Origin of the sequence: Mucilaginibacter sp. SG538B, from assembly GCF_013376065.1 — a bacterium.
In the GTDB taxonomy this organism is placed as follows: domain Bacteria; phylum Bacteroidota; class Bacteroidia; order Sphingobacteriales; family Sphingobacteriaceae; genus Mucilaginibacter; species Mucilaginibacter rubeus.
Genome location: NZ_JABMJI010000011.1, coordinates 1 through 21,365, shown reverse-complemented (window position 1 = coordinate 21,365; position 21,365 = coordinate 1). Strand labels below are relative to the sequence as shown.

General features: G+C 43.4%; 14 protein-coding genes, 1 tRNA gene and 1 pseudogene. 9 read left to right on the top strand and 7 right to left on the bottom strand.

Features of this window, described 5'->3' with window-relative positions:
- Positions 1-1,331: 1,331 nt before the first annotated feature.
- Positions 1,332-1,517, bottom strand: coding sequence for a hypothetical protein (locus FHW88_RS29630; RefSeq protein ID WP_176629082.1), 186 nt, complete (start codon positions 1,515-1,517; stop codon positions 1,332-1,334).
- Positions 1,518-1,530: 13 nt separating this feature from the next.
- On the opposite strand from FHW88_RS29630, the gene FHW88_RS29625 reads away from it, so the two are divergent.
- Positions 1,531-1,977 (top strand): hypothetical protein, encoded by a 447-nt coding sequence (locus FHW88_RS29625; RefSeq protein WP_176629081.1) that lies wholly within the window; start codon positions 1,531-1,533, stop codon positions 1,975-1,977.
- Between the two features lie 912 nt (positions 1,978-2,889).
- On the opposite strand, the pseudogene FHW88_RS30470 reads toward FHW88_RS29625, so the two are convergent.
- Positions 2,890-3,189 (bottom strand): annotated as a pseudogene (locus FHW88_RS30470) (1-deoxy-D-xylulose-5-phosphate synthase N-terminal domain-containing protein).
- 324 nt (positions 3,190-3,513) lie between these two features.
- Between FHW88_RS30470 and FHW88_RS29610 the strand changes: the two are divergent.
- From FHW88_RS29610 to FHW88_RS29575, 8 genes are all read left to right on the top strand, one after another.
- Positions 3,514-5,208, top strand: a complete 1,695-nt coding sequence (locus FHW88_RS29610) for a hypothetical protein (RefSeq protein WP_176629079.1) — start codon at positions 3,514-3,516, stop codon at positions 5,206-5,208.
- A 4-nt stretch (positions 5,209-5,212) separates the two neighbouring features.
- Positions 5,213-11,662 (top strand): carboxypeptidase-like regulatory domain-containing protein, encoded by a 6,450-nt coding sequence (locus tag FHW88_RS29605; RefSeq protein ID WP_176629078.1) that lies wholly within the window; start codon positions 5,213-5,215, stop codon positions 11,660-11,662.
- A 12-nt stretch (positions 11,663-11,674) separates the two neighbouring features.
- Positions 11,675-13,681: a fibronectin type III domain-containing protein gene (locus tag FHW88_RS29600; protein ID WP_176629077.1), complete on the top strand. Its 2,007-nt coding sequence runs from the start codon at positions 11,675-11,677 to the stop codon at positions 13,679-13,681.
- Positions 13,682-14,284: 603 nt separating this feature from the next.
- A complete protein-coding gene (locus tag FHW88_RS29595) occupies positions 14,285-15,046 on the top strand; it encodes a hypothetical protein (RefSeq protein ID WP_176629076.1) in 762 nt (253 codons plus the stop codon).
- A 211-nt stretch (positions 15,047-15,257) separates the two neighbouring features.
- Positions 15,258-15,527, top strand: a complete 270-nt coding sequence (locus FHW88_RS29590) for a helix-turn-helix domain-containing protein (protein ID WP_176629075.1) — start codon at positions 15,258-15,260, stop codon at positions 15,525-15,527.
- Positions 15,524-15,841 carry a hypothetical protein gene (locus FHW88_RS29585; RefSeq protein ID WP_176629074.1) on the top strand — a complete coding sequence of 106 codons (318 nt, stop codon included), beginning with the start codon at positions 15,524-15,526 and terminating at the stop codon, positions 15,839-15,841. The genes FHW88_RS29590 and FHW88_RS29585 overlap by 4 nt, the downstream gene beginning before the upstream one ends.
- Before the next feature lie 351 nt (positions 15,842-16,192).
- On the top strand, positions 16,193-16,747 hold the full coding sequence (locus FHW88_RS29580) for a BfmA/BtgA family mobilization protein (protein WP_176629073.1): 555 nt from the start codon (positions 16,193-16,195) through the stop codon (positions 16,745-16,747).
- A 58-nt stretch (positions 16,748-16,805) separates the two neighbouring features.
- Complete coding sequence (locus FHW88_RS29575) at positions 16,806-17,726, top strand: DUF5712 family protein (RefSeq protein ID WP_176629072.1); 921 nt, start codon at positions 16,806-16,808, stop codon at positions 17,724-17,726.
- Positions 17,727-18,075: 349 nt separating this feature from the next.
- On the opposite strand, the gene FHW88_RS29570 is transcribed toward FHW88_RS29575, so the two are convergent.
- The 5 genes from FHW88_RS29570 to FHW88_RS29550 form a co-directional block, all read right to left on the bottom strand.
- Complete coding sequence (locus tag FHW88_RS29570; protein ID WP_176629071.1) at positions 18,076-18,771, bottom strand: AAA family ATPase; 696 nt, start codon at positions 18,769-18,771, stop codon at positions 18,076-18,078.
- Entirely contained in the window at positions 18,771-19,154 is a 384-nt protein-coding gene (locus FHW88_RS29565; RefSeq protein ID WP_176629070.1) for a hypothetical protein, read from the bottom strand. The genes FHW88_RS29570 and FHW88_RS29565 overlap by 1 nt, the downstream gene beginning before the upstream one ends.
- 11 nt (positions 19,155-19,165) lie before the next feature.
- A complete protein-coding gene (locus FHW88_RS29560) occupies positions 19,166-19,717 on the bottom strand; it encodes a hypothetical protein (RefSeq protein ID WP_176629069.1) in 552 nt (183 codons plus the stop codon).
- Between the two features lie 99 nt (positions 19,718-19,816).
- Complete coding sequence (locus tag FHW88_RS29555) at positions 19,817-21,025, bottom strand: site-specific integrase (RefSeq protein ID WP_176629068.1); 1,209 nt, start codon at positions 21,023-21,025, stop codon at positions 19,817-19,819.
- Between the two features lie 250 nt (positions 21,026-21,275).
- Positions 21,276-21,362: transfer RNA gene (locus FHW88_RS29550), tRNA-Ser, on the bottom strand.
- Positions 21,363-21,365 lie beyond the last annotated feature (3 nt).

Sequence of the window (21,365 nt, the reverse complement as noted above, 5' to 3'; positions counted from 1 at the left end):
TTTCTGATATTAAGCCTATTCAGTTTTTATAGGAAAGTATTCCGAAATAAATTAGCAATTTAAAGTAGCAACAAAAAGAACAAAAATTCCGCAAATCAATTGCAAAGATAGATTGGAAAAATGAATTTTACTTCATTTAAGCAAAGGTAAATTCAACCTGTGGTCTGTATCACCGAACCACTATGTTCCAAGCCCCTGCCTGCTTGGGCGGATATGCAGCAGAGCCGCCTTGTATCTGGGCGATTATGATTTATTTTAAAGATCGTGACGGAATCGATCGAAGCCTACAATGATTTCTTTTTGAACAAAATCAGCGAGGTCGCGCATATTGGTCAAAAGCGGAGCATTTCTGTGATGCATAAAGTAAACTCACGAAATAATATAGTTTGTTAATACATTCGTTTCAACTCTTGCAAAGATTTTTCATCAAAGCTTTACAAAAATCCATTTACAATTCTGCTAATAACTTCAAATCGCTTATGAAATGGTTCGAGAAGCACACAGTAGGGTACACAAAACGACTTTTAATATATTGCGAAGGTCGTTTTTAGTTTTACCATTTTGAAAGGTAATATTAAGGAGTCCGGAGGAGTTTAACCGAAACTTAAATAGCTAATTATAAGGATATATTGTATGCTTTTGCTTTGCTCACTTAATGCTCACCAAGCAGTTATAGAAAACAAACTTTAGGATATTAATAAGAAAATATATTAAAAATAGACTTATATCGCGAGGGAGTAGGAGAGAGCGGGAATTGAACTCCGGCATTATTAGCTTTAAAATCAATGTTTTATGACGATACGCTTTTCCTACTCAATGAATAGCTCACTATAAATAAAACTGGCTTTAAAAATAATTTTGAGAAATAAAAACGTTTACACTGTATTTGCCTATTACCTTTCTAACATAATCGTCTAATAAACGATGTGATTTCGTCACTCGTTTACTCGTTTTGAGGGTATCGGCGCCGATTAGTTGGATGTGCATTCCTGCTGTTTTGCATGTGGCGTGGGCCAGACATTTGTAAGACGATATAGGGCACTTCCGTACAGAGCATGATCACGGAATGCCATGCTTTTGCGTGTGGCGATCTTTGTCAGCTTTAATATCACAGCGCTCTGCTTGGCCTAATTGATAAATCGCTTAAGGATTTACCAAACAGCCGACAGTCTAAAGACCGAGGTGAAGTTTAAACTTGACCGTACCAGGGTGAGGCATGAACATCTATAACGACCCATCAAAACCACTTTACATTACCCTGATGTGCTTATCAGCTTGTACATCCTGGCAGCTAGATCAAAATAAGATGCCAGGTTTAGAAACGGGCAGCTTTACAACGCAACAAATTCAAAAGCATTTGTAACATATACGAAAGTAATTTTTGGATGAGCTACGTTTCTTTGTGAAGAAATTGCACCGGCCTTGCAATCTGTAGTGATCATATTGGCTGGTTTCAAAACAACATTCTTAACTTCAATGAAAAACCTAAAAACAACCTTAGCGATACCGCTTCTCATGCTATTAAGTTGTATGATATTTGTCGGATGCAACTATAGTAAAGGCGCAAAAAAGGACTTCCGCACCGGTTTATCTTTCAGCTACAATGGCTTTATCGTGCGCGATGTTTTATTGATTGACCCGGCCAATAAACGAATGACTGATAATAAAGTACAATTGAACACCCAAATAGCTATTGTAGCGCTTGGCCTAAATAATTATGGGCTTAAAGAAGGAAAGGTTTTCCCGGGGATGATGCTCTTGGTAACTGATAAAAAGGGAACTACGGTACTTAATGCTGCCGACCTTTTTGCAGGTGCTCAAGGCTATCCGCCGGCAAGCGCTACCGAACTGCGCGGTGATATCACCATTGCAAGACCGATGGCAGCAGGGGAGACCTATCACGTAAAAGTACACATTTGGGACAAGGTGAAAGCGGATAATGAATTAAATATTGAGGCAGACCTGGTTATACAGTAAATTATTATACACCGCAAAATTTGCTAACCAATTAAATTATTTACCATGGCCATTTTATTGCCGCGAAAACCGACCCTTATTTGCCTGACAGTGCTGGGCCCCATTTGCATTGTGGACGGCATTGTCAAAAAAAACACACAGGAAATCCTGGCCATGTTGGCCGTATTCATATATGCTGTAGTAACCCTGATTATGGACAGCAGAAAAAAGAAAAAACTTATAGATAAAAATAACCGGGAACATAATAATCCCGTTAATCCGAACCGATAAACCTAAACAAACACCATTGTGCCCGATTGCAAGACTTTTGGGGCCACGGTTTCAGCACCGCTTCATAAGCACAACTTCTATCGCCACCGAAGTTTTTTTGACTTGTACTTCTCCAATTCAGTTACGTATGATTCGGCAGACTCACCTCTTTTATGATAATCTACCTAAATATCAAATAATTTCCAGTCTACATCGTCCCAGGTTCCTGATGAACAGGTTATCAGTCTGTTAAAATGAGAACGCACACCGTCGCAAATTTTAGCAAGTATTATATTCAGCCGTTTAGATGCTTCCTGCATCGCCAGGCTTTTTTCCTAACCATGAGACGCTGCTCCTTCATTAGTAATAATCTATGAAATACGTTCATTAAAGGCTTCTCCCGGGAAGGCTCCTTTGCTGAAAATAGTATATTCACAGCCCCGCTACAAAGACGGGATCGATACCTTTTTTCTAAGCTTCTCTGTCTTTATTGTCGCTTCATTCATGTACAAAATTGTTCATCGGCACTCCCACGCATCTTCCAGGGATTAAAAACAACATGCGGGCGGGCTCGGTAAGCTACTTCGGTTGCCACAACGAGATGGGAAGTTTCTTCACCTTCTATACGCACTGCATTAACATGCAATTCATTTGCGATTATCGTCATATCATGTTTAACCAATTTGGGATTGAATGGTTCGACTGAGTAACTGCCGGGGATATAGGAGCGGAAAAATGACCAGTGCCCGATACATTACATTCACTGTCTTCCGGGCGAAGAAAACCGGTGATACCGTGTAATAATCTATTAGTATAAAGATATTTTTTTCTCCCCTTTTATATTTTATGAGCATAAGCTTGACGTCCAATATCCCAAGTGAATTTGTCATCCGGTGTTTCGAAAAAAAATAACGTAGGCGGTAGCCACGCACCTCCTGCTTCGCCAAATGTCCAGGCCGGCATAGTGCTGAAGAGGGCCGCTTGCTTCAAAATGTAACGAAAACGCAAGTATCTGCAACAAACTCGAAAGAGATTCTTAGTCTCACCATGTTTATTTGTAAAACGGATTTCGCATAACTGCGGACTGTAAAACCATAAGCTATCACTATAAATATTATTAAAACCAACACCTATGAAACAGTTCACTAAAACAGTAATATATATACCAAGCGGCGATACTACATTCTGAAAAGCCATACGTAACAAAGCACCTTGTCACTCATATCTCATTTAACTCATTAACCGGCATTTACCGGTTGGTGGGTTGAGGTTATCAACCTAACTGCAATGAAAAAATACCTGCTGTTAATGGCACTTATTTATAGTGGATGCTGCAGCCTTCACGCTCAAGATCTTGAAAATATCGCTCATCAAAAGCCTGTAACCTTATCAGGCACTATCCAGGCTCAGGGTATTTTTTATAATGCAACGGGTATCCAGGATCGCCGTGCACCTTTTACTTACTATTTTTCGGGTAATCCAACCGTTAGTTTTTACGGTTTGAACGTACCGCTGTCTTTCAGTTTCAGCCAGTCTGATAAATCATTCCGGCAGCCATTTAACCAGTTTGGAATAAGTCCTGCTTATAAATGGGTTACCGTGCACCTCGGCTACCGGGATATCTCTTTTTCGCCTTATACCCTCGGCGGTCATACCATGCTTGGGGCGGGTTTTGAATTAACCCCCGGCAAGCTGAGGGTGGGTTTTATGTATGGCCGGCTTAACAGGGCAACCACTATCGATACCACTACGCAGGCCCTGGTACCTTTCTCTTTTTCACGAAAGGGATATGCCGTTAAACTGGGTTATGGAACAGATCGTAACTTTTTTGAATTGAGTTACCTAAGCGCCAAAGACGATACCATCAAACCAAAAAGTGTTACCCCACAGCAAGACTATATAAGCCCGGCCAGAAATGATGTGATGGGTTATACCTCAAGGTTTAGCTTTTTTAAGTATTTTATGTTTGAAAGTGACGGCGCGTTAAGTTTGTATACCAATGATGTCAATTCGCCAATCTCGCTTGATAATGGAAGCAGTACTTTATTGAATAAACTCCGCACTACCTTTGGGCTAAATGGTACATCCGAATACTACACCGCTTTTTCGGCGGGACTTGGTTATAAAAGCCGGAACTATGGACTCAAACTAAAATATAAGCGTGTCGACCCAGATTTTCAGACCATGGGTGCGTACTATTTCAGCTCGGATTATGAAAACTGGACGGTAAGCCCTTCTGCAAATCTTGCCAAAGGAAAAATAAGGTTTAACGGTAGCTTGGGCTTTCAGCACGATAATATAAAAGATCAGAAACGGGCAACCAATCACCGGGTTATTGGCGCGTTTAACGCGGGCGTTGATATTACCAAATCACTGTCGGTAGATGCGGTTTACACCAACTTCTCCGATAATCAAAAGGCCCAAACCGTTTTATTTGCCGATTCGCTTAAGATTGTACAAACCACCCAAACCATCACCATCATGCCCCGGTACATGATTATCAGCGCCGATGTTATCCATATGATCTCCGGCTCATTTACCCGTAATAGTTTAAATGATTATAACACTTTTTACAGTACCGATGCCGTATCGCGCAGCATAAAAACAAACCAGTACATGCTGAGCTATAATATCAACTTCACTAAAAGAATGCTGAGCGCTTACGTCAATATTTCTGATACCAAACTAAGCGGGCAGGGCATGAGTAACAGCTTCCGGTCGGCAACGGCAGGGGCAAACAAGGTCTTTTTTCAAAAACTGCAAACCGGCCTTAGCAGCACTTTTACCAGCAGCAAGGCATTAGGCGGAGAGGATACATTTATCATTAACGCTACCGGTAACCTGGGTTACCGGGTGACTAATAAACAATTGGTATCCTTTAATTTTTTCCTTACCAATAACAAAGTGAAAACGGCAGGGCCTCAGCTGCAGCCAAATTTTACAGAAACCCGCGGGGAATTAAGTTATCTACTAAGCTTTTAAGAACATGAAAAAACTGTACCTCTTTTTACTCATTTGTATTGCCTGGTTGCCCTTAAAAGCACAAGTAAGCGTGTCGATACAGATCTTGCCGCCCTATCCGCGTAAGATCACCGATTATGCATCGCAGCCTCAATTAATGGTGATCGCGGTCACCAACGTATCAACCAAAAGGCAACGTATCCAGTTACGGGGAACTATTACCGGCGATAACGGTGTGATACTTGCTGTAAAGCCAAATTACAAAAGTCCCGTAGCCATTGAGCTTGATCCTGGCCAAACCCGCAGCCTTAACGGTAATGACCTCAGTAAATTTTTTGATTATACCCAGGTGAAGTACACCGGTATAACCCAAAGTGAATTCATTAACAAAAATGGCTTGCCCGAAGGCAGTTACCGTTTTTGTTTACAGGCGTTTGATTATGATACCAATGCCGTCATTAGTCCAGATGAACCGGTAGGCTGTAGTAACACGTTTACCATAAGCAGCCTGGAGCCGCCAACCATTATATCGCCTATCGAGGATGCACAGCTATCCGCAACCGGCGGGCAAATTGTTTTGATGCAATGGACAACGCCTCCGGGCACATCACCGCAAATCATGTCGTCAGTAAGGTATAAGCTTAGGATGGTGGAGGTACTTGGCGACAGAAACCCCAGTAATGCACTTATGTCGGCAACGCAGCCTTATTTTTTTGAGAAGGAGGTTGTCGGCAACTCCTATGTCTATAATGCCGCCGATCCGCAGCTTACACCGGGGCGCAGGTATGCGCTTTTGGTAGAGGCCTTTGATCCTTTCAATAATACCCCATTCCGCAATAAAGGCAGAAGCGAGGTTCGGTCGTTTATTTATGGCGGGGCGCCAATTGTGAAGGTAGATACCAACTTAGTTAAAGAACAAGCCAAACAAAAAGCTCAATCGGTACAATACGCTACCAATACTATAAAAGGCAAGCTGGTATGGACTTTTAAGAAAACCGAAGCGCAGTACACTGGGTCAGCTGGTTTTGGCGGGGTATCGGCTGATATTCCTGCTCCGATAAATACGATAGTGAAGGCTACACCGCCGCCAATTGTATTAACAGGCGCACCTATACCAGGTCTCGCCTCAAGGCCGATATCTTCCATTTTAAAAACCTCTGTGTTTAATGCCCCTAATGTTTTAAATGATTCCAGGATAGCCGCAGCTGCGCAGGTAGATCCTACCTTGATACCTTATGTGCCTGTACAAACCACCGCCGGGTTGGGCGCAGGCGCTGTTATGACTACAACGGGCGGCACCAACCTCTCTTACAACGAAGACGCGATAGCTGTTGACAGTGCAACAGAGCGGTACGCACTGCCTAATGCAGATATCGTCATTAAAGGTGTTGTCGACCCAAACTGGAAAACGGATAACGGTTTTTCTACCACGACAGCGAGCACACAAGCCACAAATTACACGAGTGATTTTTCGTACCTGGGCATGTACTCATTTCCGGCAAGCAGTTTTGTAAACCCCATGTTCGATTTTAGTTTTGGTTTCCATTACAACTTAGATCCACCGCCGGTGGAGGAATTGATAGCTACCAGTAAAACCGATGGCGGAGGCAATTTCGCTATTGATTTTACACATCCCTCCTATATGGGCTTAGCTAAATACACCAAACTGATCATCAGTATAACGTCTGAAAATTTTGAGCAGAAAACCGTCGAGATCCCCATAAGTAAATTGGATTCAACGGGGATGCGTGATATAGGACAGATCCTTTTACTGGCCCGCACCCTGCGCTACACGCCAAAACTCACTTTAGATGATGTGGCCGATGCCAGCCCGGAAGATAAGATAGCTGTTGTACATATTTACCGGAATAAGATTGATTTTGAAAACGATCCTTACTTATACCAGGAAGGGAATATTCCTTTTGAATCTAAACATGCTGTAACTATAAACGGCCGTAGTGTGGTTGAAGTTTCGGTTGATAGTGTAAAAATGGGCACCGGTGGCGGAACACTAAAGTATGGTAAGCTGTTTTATGGCGGGCGTTTTTTAGTGGTTATTGAAAGCCATAACCAGCGTTTCAACGGTAAAACTACCGATTTGGAAGCGCATAACCTCAACCTTGCTTCTAATCTGGTACTTAATGTTAAAGCAGATTACCGGTTAACGGCCACGCCGGCATACGTATTTGGAGAGGTAAGAATGTCGCTGCCAACGGGTTTTGTACCGGTTACGGGCGCCATAGTTAAGATTGAATACAATACGAGCGATTTATTGAATCCCGGGCCACCACCATTCACGGGTTCAATAATTGATTATTTCAACAGGCAAGCATCAAGAACAGCTATCCTTCTTGGCGGCAATAATAACCAGATGCCTGTTGTCAGTGGGGTTATCGCAAGGCCGTTAATAATAAACACGCCTTCACTTGGCGGTGCGCAATTTAACGGCCCGGCAACTATCCGCCCAATGCCTGCCATTGCAGGATTACCTACTGCACCCTCGCCTATATCGAACACGGTTGTAAGCAATGCGAATAAATCAACCATTTTAGCGGAGAGTGTTTTAAGCAAGATAGATGAACTGAACCTTGTAAAAGTTTTAACTGCTGACTACGGCCCCTATAGCGCGAAGACCGATTCGCTTGGCAGGTTCACGATCCCGAACTTGCCGCAGCTAAAAGATCGCGCGAGCTTTAAGGTAAAATTGATTAAAGTAAGCAGTGAATTTCAGGATCTGGAGGTAACACCCGATACAGTACAAACTTTCCAGGCGCTGGCCAACGGATCAAACAAGGAAGTGATATTCAGTATCAAACCGGATATTGTGAGTGTGGTTGGCAGGGCTATATCGTCAACAAAGCAAGCAATTGCAAACGCGCGTTTACACTTTGTTAACTCAACGGTTTATTTTAACTCGGGCGAGGACGGGCTTTTTCAGACAAGCTATTACCAGGGTAACCATAAGCTGATGATTGAAAAGGAGGGATACATTTCACAAACCATTGATGTAGTGATCCCTGCACCGCCAAAAGCAAATGCTAACCCTGCGCCTGGCAACGGCCTGGTGTTACAAAACCCGTCTAATGTGATCTCGACAGTCAACAGGGTAATTAATCCGGTAATTAACCCCGGCGATAATATCGCAAAGCTTAACCAGCTTAATGCTAATATTCTTACCGCCAATAGTATCCAGGCATCAATTAACAGGGGCTTTGTTTATAATACACGCATGTTTGGTTTTGCCGGGCCAACAGTGGCAAGTGCTACGTCACCGGCAATAGGCGATGTAAAGCTGATAACAAACGCGATAGTGCTTGACAATAGTACGCCTAAAATTGCATCGCCTATAGGTAATATGGTGGGCAATAACCCCGTACTAACCGGCCCTGTTACCGATCAGGCCTTTATCAATAGCCCGGCAATGAGGGCCTCGGCCATTCTGTTTGCCGACCTTTATTCAAAAAACCTCCATAATAATCCGCTGGTGCAGTCGGCGGTACGTACTATTGATCTAGGCGATTGCGGTAACCTGGTACGCCGGACAGGCAGGATAAGGTTCAGGATTTTAGACCCGAATGGTGCACTGGTAAATAATGCTACTATCACGCTGTTTGATACATCACACGTGGCTACAAACGGCGAATGGTATTACGAAGGCTTTGGAGGTAATGCCAAAGTAAGCGTAACGCCCCCAGGTGGTTCCGGACTGGTAGCTGTTGAAAATACAGTGATTGTTCAGGAAAACGGTATTGAAGGTCCCCAAAACATTACACTTGCTAAAGGTACCCTGGTTAGCGGTGTTGTTACCGCTGCCGGGAGCAATTTAGGCGGCGCTGTTGTTGAGGTTGAAGGTCAACCGTATCTTAATACCGTTACAGGGGTTGATGGACGGTATCAAATCAGTCTTCCGGCAGGAAAAACCTTCCTTAAAGCATCAAAATCTGGCTTTATATCTTTAACGCAAGAGGAAAACCTAACCTCCGAACCGGCTTCCGTTAATTTTACCCTTGGCGATGGCGGTGGTAAAAACATAAGCAAGTTACTGGGCTTTCCGGTGGCGCTCGATCAAATGACCCCCGACGGCCTTAATTCTTATCGCGTAACCGGTAAATTCAGTGATCTTACCCCACTATTTTCAGTATTGAGCAGCCATGATAAAATTTCGTTGAAGTTTACTAACATAAAAGTTACGTTTGATGCATCAAATAATCCGATACCAGAGGGTAACAAGGTACAGACCGACGATACACAGCTCTCGCTTAAATTATTTAACTTTTTACCGCTGATACTTAAACCCGACGGAGAAACCCTGGTTGTTACAGGTACAACGGGTGGTAAAGGAGAGATAAAAGGCAAGCTGCAGTTAGATATGACCGGTGTAACCGACAGTCGGGGGTACCTGCTGGCCAAAAGTTATATACCGCAGTTAATACCTGACAACACCTCATCGCCCGAGGTCCCTGTTTTCAGCTCGGGCGGGGTGCCGTCGGCGCTTACCAAGCTGAAGTTTACGGGGGGAGACACCGGCATGACCGATTGGGAGGCCGAAGTGTACGGTTTTAAAGCTAAAATAGCCTTCGCGGGCAGTTATGTTGATCAGCAGGGAATTCACATGCAAGGTTCGGTAAGCACACCTGATCTGGGCGTGATAAAAACTATCAACTTAAAAATTGAAGATTTTGTGCTGAACCCGCAATTGCAGATCAATAAGTTGAAAATAGTGGCTACCGATCTGCCCAAACTATCCATCGGCAGTTGGGAAGCTTCACTGGCCTCACTGGTGTTTACGGAAGACGGCTTCAATTTTGGCGGCAGCATTACGGTGCAGATCCCTAAATCCACACCATCTACCGTAAGCTTTTCAGACCTGCGCGTTGGTAAGGATATTTTTTATGGTGGCAGCTTTAAAATCCCCGATGAAGGCTTGAACCTCCTGAATGTAGTAAAACTGATGCCGGGCAGCACGCCGCTTAGCTTTGGTAAAGCACCGGGCTCATCAGCCTATAAACTGGCCGGATCGGGCAAGATCAAGTTTGATACTTTTATTACTAAAGAGATCAACCTGCCTGTTTTTGAAATACAAACCGACGGGCGGTTTTTGATAGACGCGCCAACCGATTTCTCGGCCGATTTTGCATTTGCTAAATTTAAAGTGCAAAGCATCCAGTTTAACACTACCGATCAAATCCCTTTTATTGGTGTACAGGGCGAGTTTACGGTAGATGTGCCGATGATTAAATTTACCGCGGGCGATATCCGCTTTAAAGCTAAAGTTGGCGGCGGCATTGAAGCTTCGGTAAGTAAGCTTGGTGCCACTATCGATATCCCGGTAATGAAATCAGAGATCGAGGTGGGGATCAAGGATAATGGTTTTGACGGCGCGGGGTCATTATCGATACCTGGTACGCCTATAAATGCCTCGGTTAACTTTCACTATTACAAGGTAACCGGAGGTATTGATGTAGGGGCAGCTTTCAGCGCCGGTACAGTAATTCCTGTGGGTATCATTACTATTGATCACGTAGGTGGTGGTTTCAACTACAACAGTGCCGAAAAGAAATTTAAAATAGATATTAACGGAGGATTATCATTTACCGGCACCAGTACATTGGTTAAGCTCGATCCTATAGGCCTAACGGTAGAGAGCGGCCCCGTTATAAAAGGTTATGCTACTGTACAAGTGGCCGATTACCTGAACCTGGCCCATGCCGATCTCGTGTTAGATATACCTAACCAATATTTTACGGTAGGTATCATTTCAGATATTGAGCCGATAAAGGGCCTGGTAAAAGCGCATATACAGGGCGATTTGGTGGTAAGCGGTAAAAGTACAGACAAGTATGTGTTTTTGGGATGCGGTATGGACCTTTCACTGTTAGGCCTGATCAACGCCCGGGCGGATTACGCCATGGCTATAGGCCTTAAAAACCCGCGAACCCGTACCGACAGGCTTTCGTATTATTTTGCCAATGCAGCGCCGGAGTATATCAATACGGAGTTTTCAGGGATCTACCTTAATAGTACCGCTTCGCTTGGCATCCCCGAAAATAGGGCTATTGGTTTTGATGTATACGTAGCCAGTGCCAGTGTATGGTTCTACACTGAATCGAAATCAACGCTGTTGCTCAATTTTGCCGAAAATAGTTACCTGCTTGGCTTATCAGGCAAATATGGCGGCGGAGCCAAAGCTTGCGCTATTGGTTTATGTGTAAGCGCCGGTTTCCAGGCTTGTTATGATATCCGGGGCGGTCGTAATGATACGGATGGCTGGTTCATTTCAGGATCTGCCGGTGGCCGGGCCGACTTTAGCATAGGCGGCTGTAGCCCGGGCTGTAACTCGATAGATACGTGCTGGGACTGGCCGCCGGCCGGGGCCAAAGTTTGCGCTACTGCGAATGTAGACCTCGGGTATGCGCAGCACAGAGGACTTAATTTTGGTATCCACGTGGGCGGCGACCGTTCAGTATGCCCTTAATTTAAAAACAGTATGAAAAAAATTAATATAATAATATTACTACTGATAGCGGCCACAGGTTTAAATGCGCAGCAAATACAAACCGGGGTAGTGGGCGGCCACCTGCTGCCGTCAGACAAGCAGGTGATCATTATGGTGAACGCACCGGATGCCGGTACCAAATCTCTTAATATTTTCAGAAAGTATAAAAGCTACGAGGTAAGCAAAGACCAGAGCGGAACAGGCGATTTTAAAAAACAGGTAGTGGTTACTTTTCCGGCTTCCTATTCCGACTTTAAAAAACGCGCGGGATCATCGGTAGCCGATGAATTTAAGATCAAGGTAAAAGCCAGGGATGATGCCGAAGCCTGGGCCACCTTGCAAAGCGGCGATGTACAAAAAATCGGTTATTTTTTCCTTTCCAAAGAGTTTTTGGAAGGTATCGGGATGATGTGGACCGATACTGACATTAAAGGCAATTCGGCCGCTACGGTTTACCGCGTTTCGGGTATTGACGCTGCTGGGAAAACGGAGGTTATTTATACAGAAGCAGTTTCGGCGGTAAAACGGGTGCCTTTCCCCAAGTTTAAATTGAACAGGGCTTTGGTTGCCGATAGTGTGGTTCAGTTTACCTGGTCGGTTCCGGCACCGGCTGCAAACCCTGCCGTTTTCGCATCGGTATATAAAAAATCTTCAATCTCAAAACGCTTCACTGTGGCCGCCGAACGTTTGATAGTTTATAACCGCGATGATAGTTTGCATGTTTATTTTACAGAAAAGGTAAACCCCGGCGAATTGCTTACCTATTATATGCAACCTTATGATATGGCCGGCAACAAAGGTGCAAGTTCTGATCCCAGCAGCCATCTTACCAAATCATTTAAAAGCATCGCAACCATTACCGGTCTTAAGGTTAAAGATACCACCAATGCGTTGTATTTAAGCTGGAACGCCTTGCCACGGCAGGCCGTTTACTCGGGGATCCAGATTCTTAAATCGCGCTCGGCGCAAAAGGATTTTGTTGTTGCAGATACGCTTGCACCAAACGCAGTTAATTACCTCGACCGCAAAGTGCTGCCCAATATGGTATATTATTACCAGGTGAGGCCTTTGCTGGTACCTTATCCGGGCTTTAAAATGCTGCCAACCGCTACCGCGAATGGCTCAATGCAGGTAAAAAATGAGAGGCCGTCAAAACCGGGTGGGCTAACCGCCAAACAGGATAGCACCCGGTTTATTGTACTTAGCTGGGATAAAAACCCTGAGCTTGATCTTTTTGCTTACTATGTGCTTCGTGGTACGTCTGCTAAAGATATGCAGGTTATTTCACCGCCAATCCGTGATACCGTTTACCGCGACTCGTTAAAATACCTGAACGGGGCAACACAATACGTATATGCTGTGCAGGTAATGAACCTGGCGCAAAACATGAGCGATATATCCGCACCGGTAGGCATCCGTCCGTTAAAAGCCCAGCATGTAGCATCGCCTGCAGGAGTGCAAAGCCGCTGGGCCGATAGGGCTGTGAGCCTTAAATGGGAAAACACTGTTGCGGTGTATGACAATGTGATTGGCTATATCGTATTCCGAAGAGAAAAAGGGCAGCCTTTTTTTAAGATGATCTCAAAAGTGGAGCGCCTTCCGTTTTTCAGGGATACACTCGCTACGCCGGGCAAAACTTATGAATATGGTGTTACCTCCGTTGATGCTTTTGCTAACCAAAGTTTGCTGTCATCGCTTACTGAGCTAACAGTGCCAACCTATGATTTTATCTCCCCGCCTTCGGATTTTTACCTGATCAACAAAACCGATGGCATTCAGCTTACCTGGCCCGGAAATGACAAGGGTAATGATTACGTAGTTTACCGTAAAGCTGTTACTGCGAAAAGCTTTAGCAAGGTATCTGACGTTAAAAATGCGGTTACCTACGTAGATAAAACCGTACAACCAGGAGTATTATACGTTTATAAAATAACAGCGATGCTTAATAAAGTGGAAAGTAACGCGGGGCAGGAAAAAGCCATCAGGCGGGCAAAGTAGTATAAAACTATTAATCGCAAAATATTAACAAATGATACCCTTTCCCTACGTCCCCTTTTTGGTGGGCGACTGTGATGATCTTCGTGATAACTATTTGTATTTATAGATATCTTTAACTATGCAGGTCTGCATTTGCATAGATCTTTAAATACAAAATTCTACAACCTACGCATCGTGATGCTCCGAGATTATCTGAGTCGGAGTTGTTGTTTTTTCGATCAACAGATCACCGTGGTCAGCCATCTGGTCTAAGGGGCATTTAAATTCACCTATAATATATCTTATCCGAACGCCGGGACAAAAGGATCAGATGTTCGACTTGCTGATCATGACAAACGCCCTATTTCGCTTAAACGCGTATTTGATCAAAAAGCTGGTTCGAATTTATTAACTATGCCAATAATATTTGCTCCTGAAACTATCTTCTAACCAGTAGCTAAATAGCCGAAAATGTTCTCAAATTACTCATCAAGCATTTCGAACGTAGTCCTGTTGGGTAAAATAAGACTAACGAAACTTAACAATTAAGATACTTCGATATTCTTCCTTTTTCGGAATACAAATGTTTGCTTAAATCATTAACTTTAAGTTAAAATCTAATCTATGCGGGAACAATATTTTAAACACCGGGCTCCATTCGATTTTAACAAAGACTCCAACGATATAGGCCGACCTTTTTTTTGGAATAAAAAAGTTGAGGACAATCACTTTCTCAACCTGCTTTATCGAAAGAGTGAACAGGAATTTAATGAACTATATAAATACCACCTGCAATTCTTTTTATCCAAATATGATGATGCAACTGAGCAGGAATTCTTCAGGTATGTGTGGGAAGTCATACAGGATGCCATTGCACAGTTAAGGCAAAAAGACAGGTATACTTCAAGTCATGCTCAAAACTTCCGATACAAATTTCACCTTAACCGATTTAAAGAATATCTTCAAAGTATCGATGAGTGGAACCTTGGCCGTACCCATGCTGAGATCATTGTAGAAAAGGAAGGCCAGATCAAAATACTCAAAGAACAAGTGCAACGCCTGATGGATGAGCGCAGGGAGGCTGAGAAGTTGGATACCGACTATCCCATCAATATTTCAAGCGGTCATTTCCTTACCGTGGTTGACCTTTTCAAGAAGATTGAGGCATTAAAAGTTGGTGATAAGGAACTGGTTTTTTCGCAGATGCCCATCACCTGGGCCAAACTGATTTGCCGGTACTTTCAGGAAGATGGTGAACCCATCAAATTAGACCGCGTGCGGCGCTACTACCCGCGCGATGCTGGTAACCCGAGTGGCAGGTCATCTGCTATTCCCTCCGAAAACCAGCATTTCAATATCGCTCCGGCAAAACGCAGGGCAAATTAAGTTCGGGTTTTAGGTTCATTTTCTTTTTGCAGGCAAACGTTAACAATTGCCTTTAAATTATTCAGTACGCTCTTTTTCAGCACTATGCTTTGTATGCCATTACCATAGCTTGGCCTATGGTAATGAATGATATCGCTTTGCCCACACCTTTGCATTGTACCCGTTACCGGCGGTACAAGTATTAATTAAATGGTTTAATGAGGAGGCGATTATGCAAGCAAGTGAACTGATTACCAAAGGAGATCTGAATGAATTTAAAAGTGAACTGTTAACAGAAATCAAGAAACTGGTTCAACTGGATGGCCAGGGGCAGTCCAAAAAGTGGCTTAAAAGTAACGAAGTACGAAAGCTGCTAAAAATATCACCAGGTACCTTACAGAACCTGCGGATCAAAGGTACACTGAGTTTTACCCGTATCGGCAGCATCATGTATTACAAACTCGATGACATCAACAAGCTACTGGAAGGAGGGCTGCAATGAGTATTCATAAAATTGCGGCCAGTGAGCTTGCCGGTTACACTAAGCTGCTCAAACGCATGAGCATGGACGGGCGGCTGAACACGACACACGTCAGCTTGCTCAGCGCTTTATTCGTCCAATGGCAGCGCGCTGGTTTCAAAAGTCCATTTGCTGTCACAAGGAAAACGCTGATGGCTTTTAGCCGGATAGCATCCATTGCCACGTATCACAAGTGTATCAAAGAACTCGATGATTATGGTTACATCCGTTATCAGCCGTCATACCATCCCAAGCTCGGCAGCCAGGTTTACTGGCCTGCCAGTTTGGAAGTGTAGCCCGGTATTTTGTATCGGCATACCTGAATATCGGGCTATACCGATAACTGCATATCGAAATAACCAGTTATTCTGATATAGGTATAGTCGGATATCCAGCTATATAAATCCGGTGCAGCCATTGGCTGCACCGGTAAGATTTGCTTCGCAAATCAGGAAGAAAAGCGGTGGTCGCTTCGCGAAAGCGGGGGGAGCGAGCGGAAGTCGGGCACACCCGACTTTTCCGCTCGCCCTGCGGGGCCAACGCGGTTTTGCGTATACCTGTGGTATACTTTCCCCCCGCTTTTATGCTACAGACAAAGAAAACAGTATACCTGGCGGTATACTCAATATTGCGATACGAAAGAACTTATGAGCAAGGATGAAAATGTAAAAACGATCAGGTTCCCGGTGAAGACAGATGAAAAGCTGGTCATCATCGCTAATAAATGCGGCCTGTCAAAGCTTGACCTGTTCGTGTTTATGGTAGACTATTTTTATAAGACTAAGAAAGATCCGAGGGATTTGAACGATGAGCTATTAAAAAATGCGATCAACAGGAAGACGGACAACATCGTTGCGTTTATCAGGACACAGGAGCAGGAATTTTTGATGCCTTTAAAGAAAGATTCGGAGCGTATGATCAATTCCCAATTGAAGATCGTGGATTATTTTAACCAATATATCATCGCGCATAACAAAGAGCAGAAGGAAGCTTATGCTGCCCAAAGAAAAGCGATTGAGGAGATCGTGAAATACCTGCAAATCATAGACCGGTTGCAATTGGAAAAAAGAAACCTGAAAGCACGTTTTAAATCAATCCTGGAGCATTACGTTTCCCAGCGGGAGAACTTAAATGTATTTGCGAAGCAGGCAGATAAGGATGAGCTTGTACGTTTTGCAAGGGAACACTTGGAAAGTCTTTGACAGCACTAATTAGCCAGCGCGTATTGGGGTATTTTATTTACAACTAATCAAGAAAAAAATGCACATCAATATCACGACAAGTGAAACCGGGAACAATAAAGGCAGCAGCAGCCAGCTGGTAGCCTACCTGGAAAAAGAAAACCGTATTGCTGAGGCACAGGATAAGCATTACAAGCCGGAGTATTGGTTCAACAACGAACGGGATAATATCCAGCCCTATGAGGTAAGGTCGGGTATCGATACCAACGTAGCGAAACTTTCAAAGGACGATGCGAAGTTTTTCCTGGTGAACATCAGCCCGAGTGAAAAAGAGTTATTGTACCTGAAAGAGAGGTTTGGAAAGGAGGGTGCGAAGGATTATTTAAAAGCTTACGCCAATGAGGTAATGGATGCTTATGCTAAAAACTTCAAGCGTGACCGGGTAGAAGGTAACCAGGACCTGGTTTATTATGCCAAGCTGGAAAACAACAGGTATTACACTTATAAGGATCTGGAAGTGAGAAAAGGCAAGGCCAGCCGAGGCGATATCAAACCAGGGGAGCAGATGCATGTTCAGGTCATCGTCAGCAGGAAGGATGCCAGTAATACCATCAAGTTAAGCCCTTTGAATAATTCAAAAGGAACGAATGCTGAACATAGTAAGATTGTCGGGCAGTTTGACCGGGTAGCGTTTAAGCAATCAGCGGAGCAGATCTTTGACCGGATGTTTAGTTATGAAAGGGAGGTCAAAGAATCGTTTGAATATGCGAATGCTATGAAAAATGGAAGCTATGAACAAAAAGTAGAGTTCCGGGAAAAACAAAGTGTGCAGGAGTCCGGTAAGCTATTTCAGCAAAGCCATGGAAAAGGGATCATTGATGTTTTGCTTGATGATGCTGCCAAAAATTATGGTCCGTCTACGGTAGACGATGGCCGGAGGCGCAAAAGGAAAAAACGACCAGGACAGGATTATGATCGGGGACAACAGCTATCACGCTAAGTAAAGATCATGTGACCCATGCGGCTACGGCAGGCGGCTCCATTACACCACGCGCTTCGCTCCGGGTTTCATTGCGCCGCCAGCCTCGCCGCCGCGCATGCAGGAGTGTACTCGTTCCTCATACACACCTGCCTGTCCCACCCGCTGATTATTGGTTAGTCACAGCACCGCAGTCACAAAGATAGCTACGCAGGAAAACCGTCAAGGGTATATAAACCACGGCTATCGCCGTGGCCCTTGACAATTTTCCTGCTAACAACTCCGGTTGTTTAAGCAGTGATATGACTGAGTGTGTGCAAGTGCATATAGGTACTTGGCGCCTGTTACGGTTACCAATTACCTGTACGAATTAAAGCTTGAAGCCACCGCTACCCAATGAACGCCCAAGATTTTGACCCTGTTCTGGTTTTGTTATATGCTGTTGCACTTGCGTTTGCTCTACGGATATTTTCATGTCTTGAGCTATGCGGTTTACCCATTCTGGTAAATTATGAGCATGTTCGACAAGATTACCACCCGCATATTTCAGATATACTGAAAGACTTTGCCCTTTTTCCTTAGATGCGGCTTTCATTAAGATAACCTGGTCAAAAGCACGATAATGTTTTTGCAGGTTAACTAAAGACTGCTCATAATTTGCTTTGATGTTATCTGCTGATACATCGTGTCCCCCTTTAGCTACTCTTAAACGTACGCGCTCAAAAGAAATAGCAATTTCATCCAGGCCAAAGAAAAATAATCGGGTACTGTAGCCCTTAATCTTAAATTCATTGACTGATTTCATGATATCCTCTGTCCGAAAGTTAGTCTCGAAAGCACAGGTTGCATTTTTGGCTTGCATGGTCTCTTTCCAGTCCGAAAATACATGCCCGTTAACTGCGTCATATAGATTACCGCTGTCTAAGCCTGGAAATTGCTTTTTAAGCAGCATAAATTCTTTATCGCCATCAAAAATAGGGGTTCCTGGTGGTACCATTGAGGATGATAGCGTGCTTTTACCGGCGCCATTTGGTCCGGCAAAAACAAACAGTTCCAGCTGTTCCATTAAAATCTCCTGCTGATTATTTGGCTTTCACCTGTAGAAGTGTTTACTTTAACCAACTCGCGATGGTCGCGATATTCACGGATAACGTGATTTCTGTACCCTGGGTTCCCGGCTGGCTCGTAAACGTTATAGAGACCCAAATGAGTGTTTTCGGCTTCTACGCTTTGGATTTCTGGGCGCAGCCGTTCTTCAAGCTCTTTTAAAGAACATTCAAAAACTGGTATGTAAGTTAGTTGCTCCATTAGATTTTGTAATTCCGTTGCCTTTGCCGGATGCCATTGGCTTACAGGAATCAGAACGGCGGTTGCTTTCTCTTGTTCGTCGTAAACAATATTAAATGTATCCCGGCTAACGAACTCTTTCAAATTTAGTATTTTATACATGATTTTACAAATTATTGTTTTACAATAGTGTGATGCTGATGCGCTCTTTTGTGTCCTATTGGCCTAATGGCGGACCTTTTATTATTGGATTGAGATTGGATAGGCGCCGGTTTACTTATGTTTCCTGCTTCTTCGTGGAGTAAGCCTACTAACGCGTTGACCTCTAATTTTAAAGCTAATGCAAATCCGAAGGAAATTGCTGTTGCGATAACCAGGCCGAAATAAACAAGCAGCAATTTTATTTTTATTTTTTCCGGAGAGGATTTAATCGCTTTATCAACTTTTTTCTCCAAACGGTCTATGGCAAATTCTAATTTGTTTTCCGGTTGAAGGTTAACCAGCCTATCCAGTTTCACACCGATCTCTTCAAGTTGTGAAGCGTAATCCGGCAAATAAACTTTTGGATAGTTATGAATGTTCTTCTCCGTGTTAGCGATGCGGTCATTATATGTTTTGCTATGTACGATTGACCTGTCGGTAACTTCCTCCAGTGTATCAATTCTATCATTGCTGTGATTGCTCATTTTCGTTAAGTGTTTAATTCTGTAAAAGCTATCGGCCAAGAGAACATGATTAATCTTGTTTCCCCTTTTGTGTTAGTTAAGAATATAATGAATAAGCTTGAAGCCTCAGGCAGCTTCAAGCTTATTGAATAGGTGCTTTTAATAAAGCTGTCTTAGCTTAGACATGTCCTGCGCCACTTTCATATCAAGGATCTTTGCGTAGTGCTGGGTTGTTTTAATGTTAGTGTGCCCAAGCATCTTCGACACGCTTTCAATGGGTACGCCGTTGGATAGCGTTACAGTAGTCGCAAATGTATGCCTGGCAATATGGTAAGTTAGCTTTTTAGGGATGCCACAGATATCAGCTATCTCTTTTAAATAAGCATTCATCTTTTGATTGGTTGATACAGGCAGGGCTTTACCGGAATGTTCGCATACCGGAGAATCGCTGTACTTATTAAGTATGGAAACAGCAGGAGGAAGTAACGGCACACGCGTAGGGGTAGCTGTTTTCTGTCTTTGGGTGTTTATCCATTTCTCTCCGTCAGGACCGGTAATGATCTCCGTGGCTTTTAGTTTTTGAACGTCGGCATAAGCAAGCCCTGTAAAACAGCTGAACAGAAAAATATCCCTAATCTGTCCCAGGCGTTCTGTACCAAAAACTTTCGCAGCCATTTGCCGTAATTCCTCATCATTAAGGAATAACCTGTCAACCACTTTTACCTTGGCTTTATAATTTACGAACGGATCATTAACCATCCAACCACTTGCGATGCAGATGCGAATGATCTTCTTGAAATTCTTTAAATATTTTACCGCTGAATTATTAGCACATTTTCTTACTGATCGCAGGTAGAAATCATAGCTCACTATGAAGTCATGATCAATTTCCTTAACATCAATGTCATTTACGTTATATTTCCATTTGATGAAATCCTGAGTGTGTTTTAGGGATGTTTTATAACGTTCTAAAGTACCTTTAGCGAAATCAGTTCCAATCAACGCGGAGACCTGGTTGTTGTGCTCGTTAAAAACATCAATAATGGTGTAGCGCTTTTCTGGCTTACCATTTAATACGTTTTTTAAGCGCTCAGCAGTAATCGCTACTTTTTGGGTTGTCAGGCTTTCGTGAGCTGCATAAACCATCGCCTGCAATGTGTCAATGTATGCGTTGAATGCTCGGACAGATTCCTTTGTGCCTTTTAAGCGGCCTGCTTTGCTGTTCCATTGCGTGGGTTCACAGGTTCTTGATGTGGTAGTTTCGGCCCGTTTTCCGTTTACTGTTATACGTAAATACACGGGTACAGGGCCATCAATGTAGTTCTTTGGTTTCTTCAAATAGAAGAGCAAGCTGAAATTAGTTTTCATGTTAAATAACATTAAAGAGTGAAACAAAACTAAGCTTGCAGCTAATAGAAATCAAGATGTTTAAGTATTGAACATGTTGATTATCAAAACAATATGTTTAATTCGGTGAGTCGCTAACATCTCAAAATCACTCACCTTATCGCTCTCCTTTTTGATGCGAATCGATGGCAATTTTGAGCATTTGACATAAAAACAAAAGCCTGCAATCATTTGATTTGCAGGCTTTTAAATAATTTGATATCAAAATCAGCGGAGAGTTAGGGATTCGAACCCCAGGAACCTTTCACAGTTCAACAGTTTTCAAGACTGCCGCAATCGACCACTCTGCCAACTCTCCGGG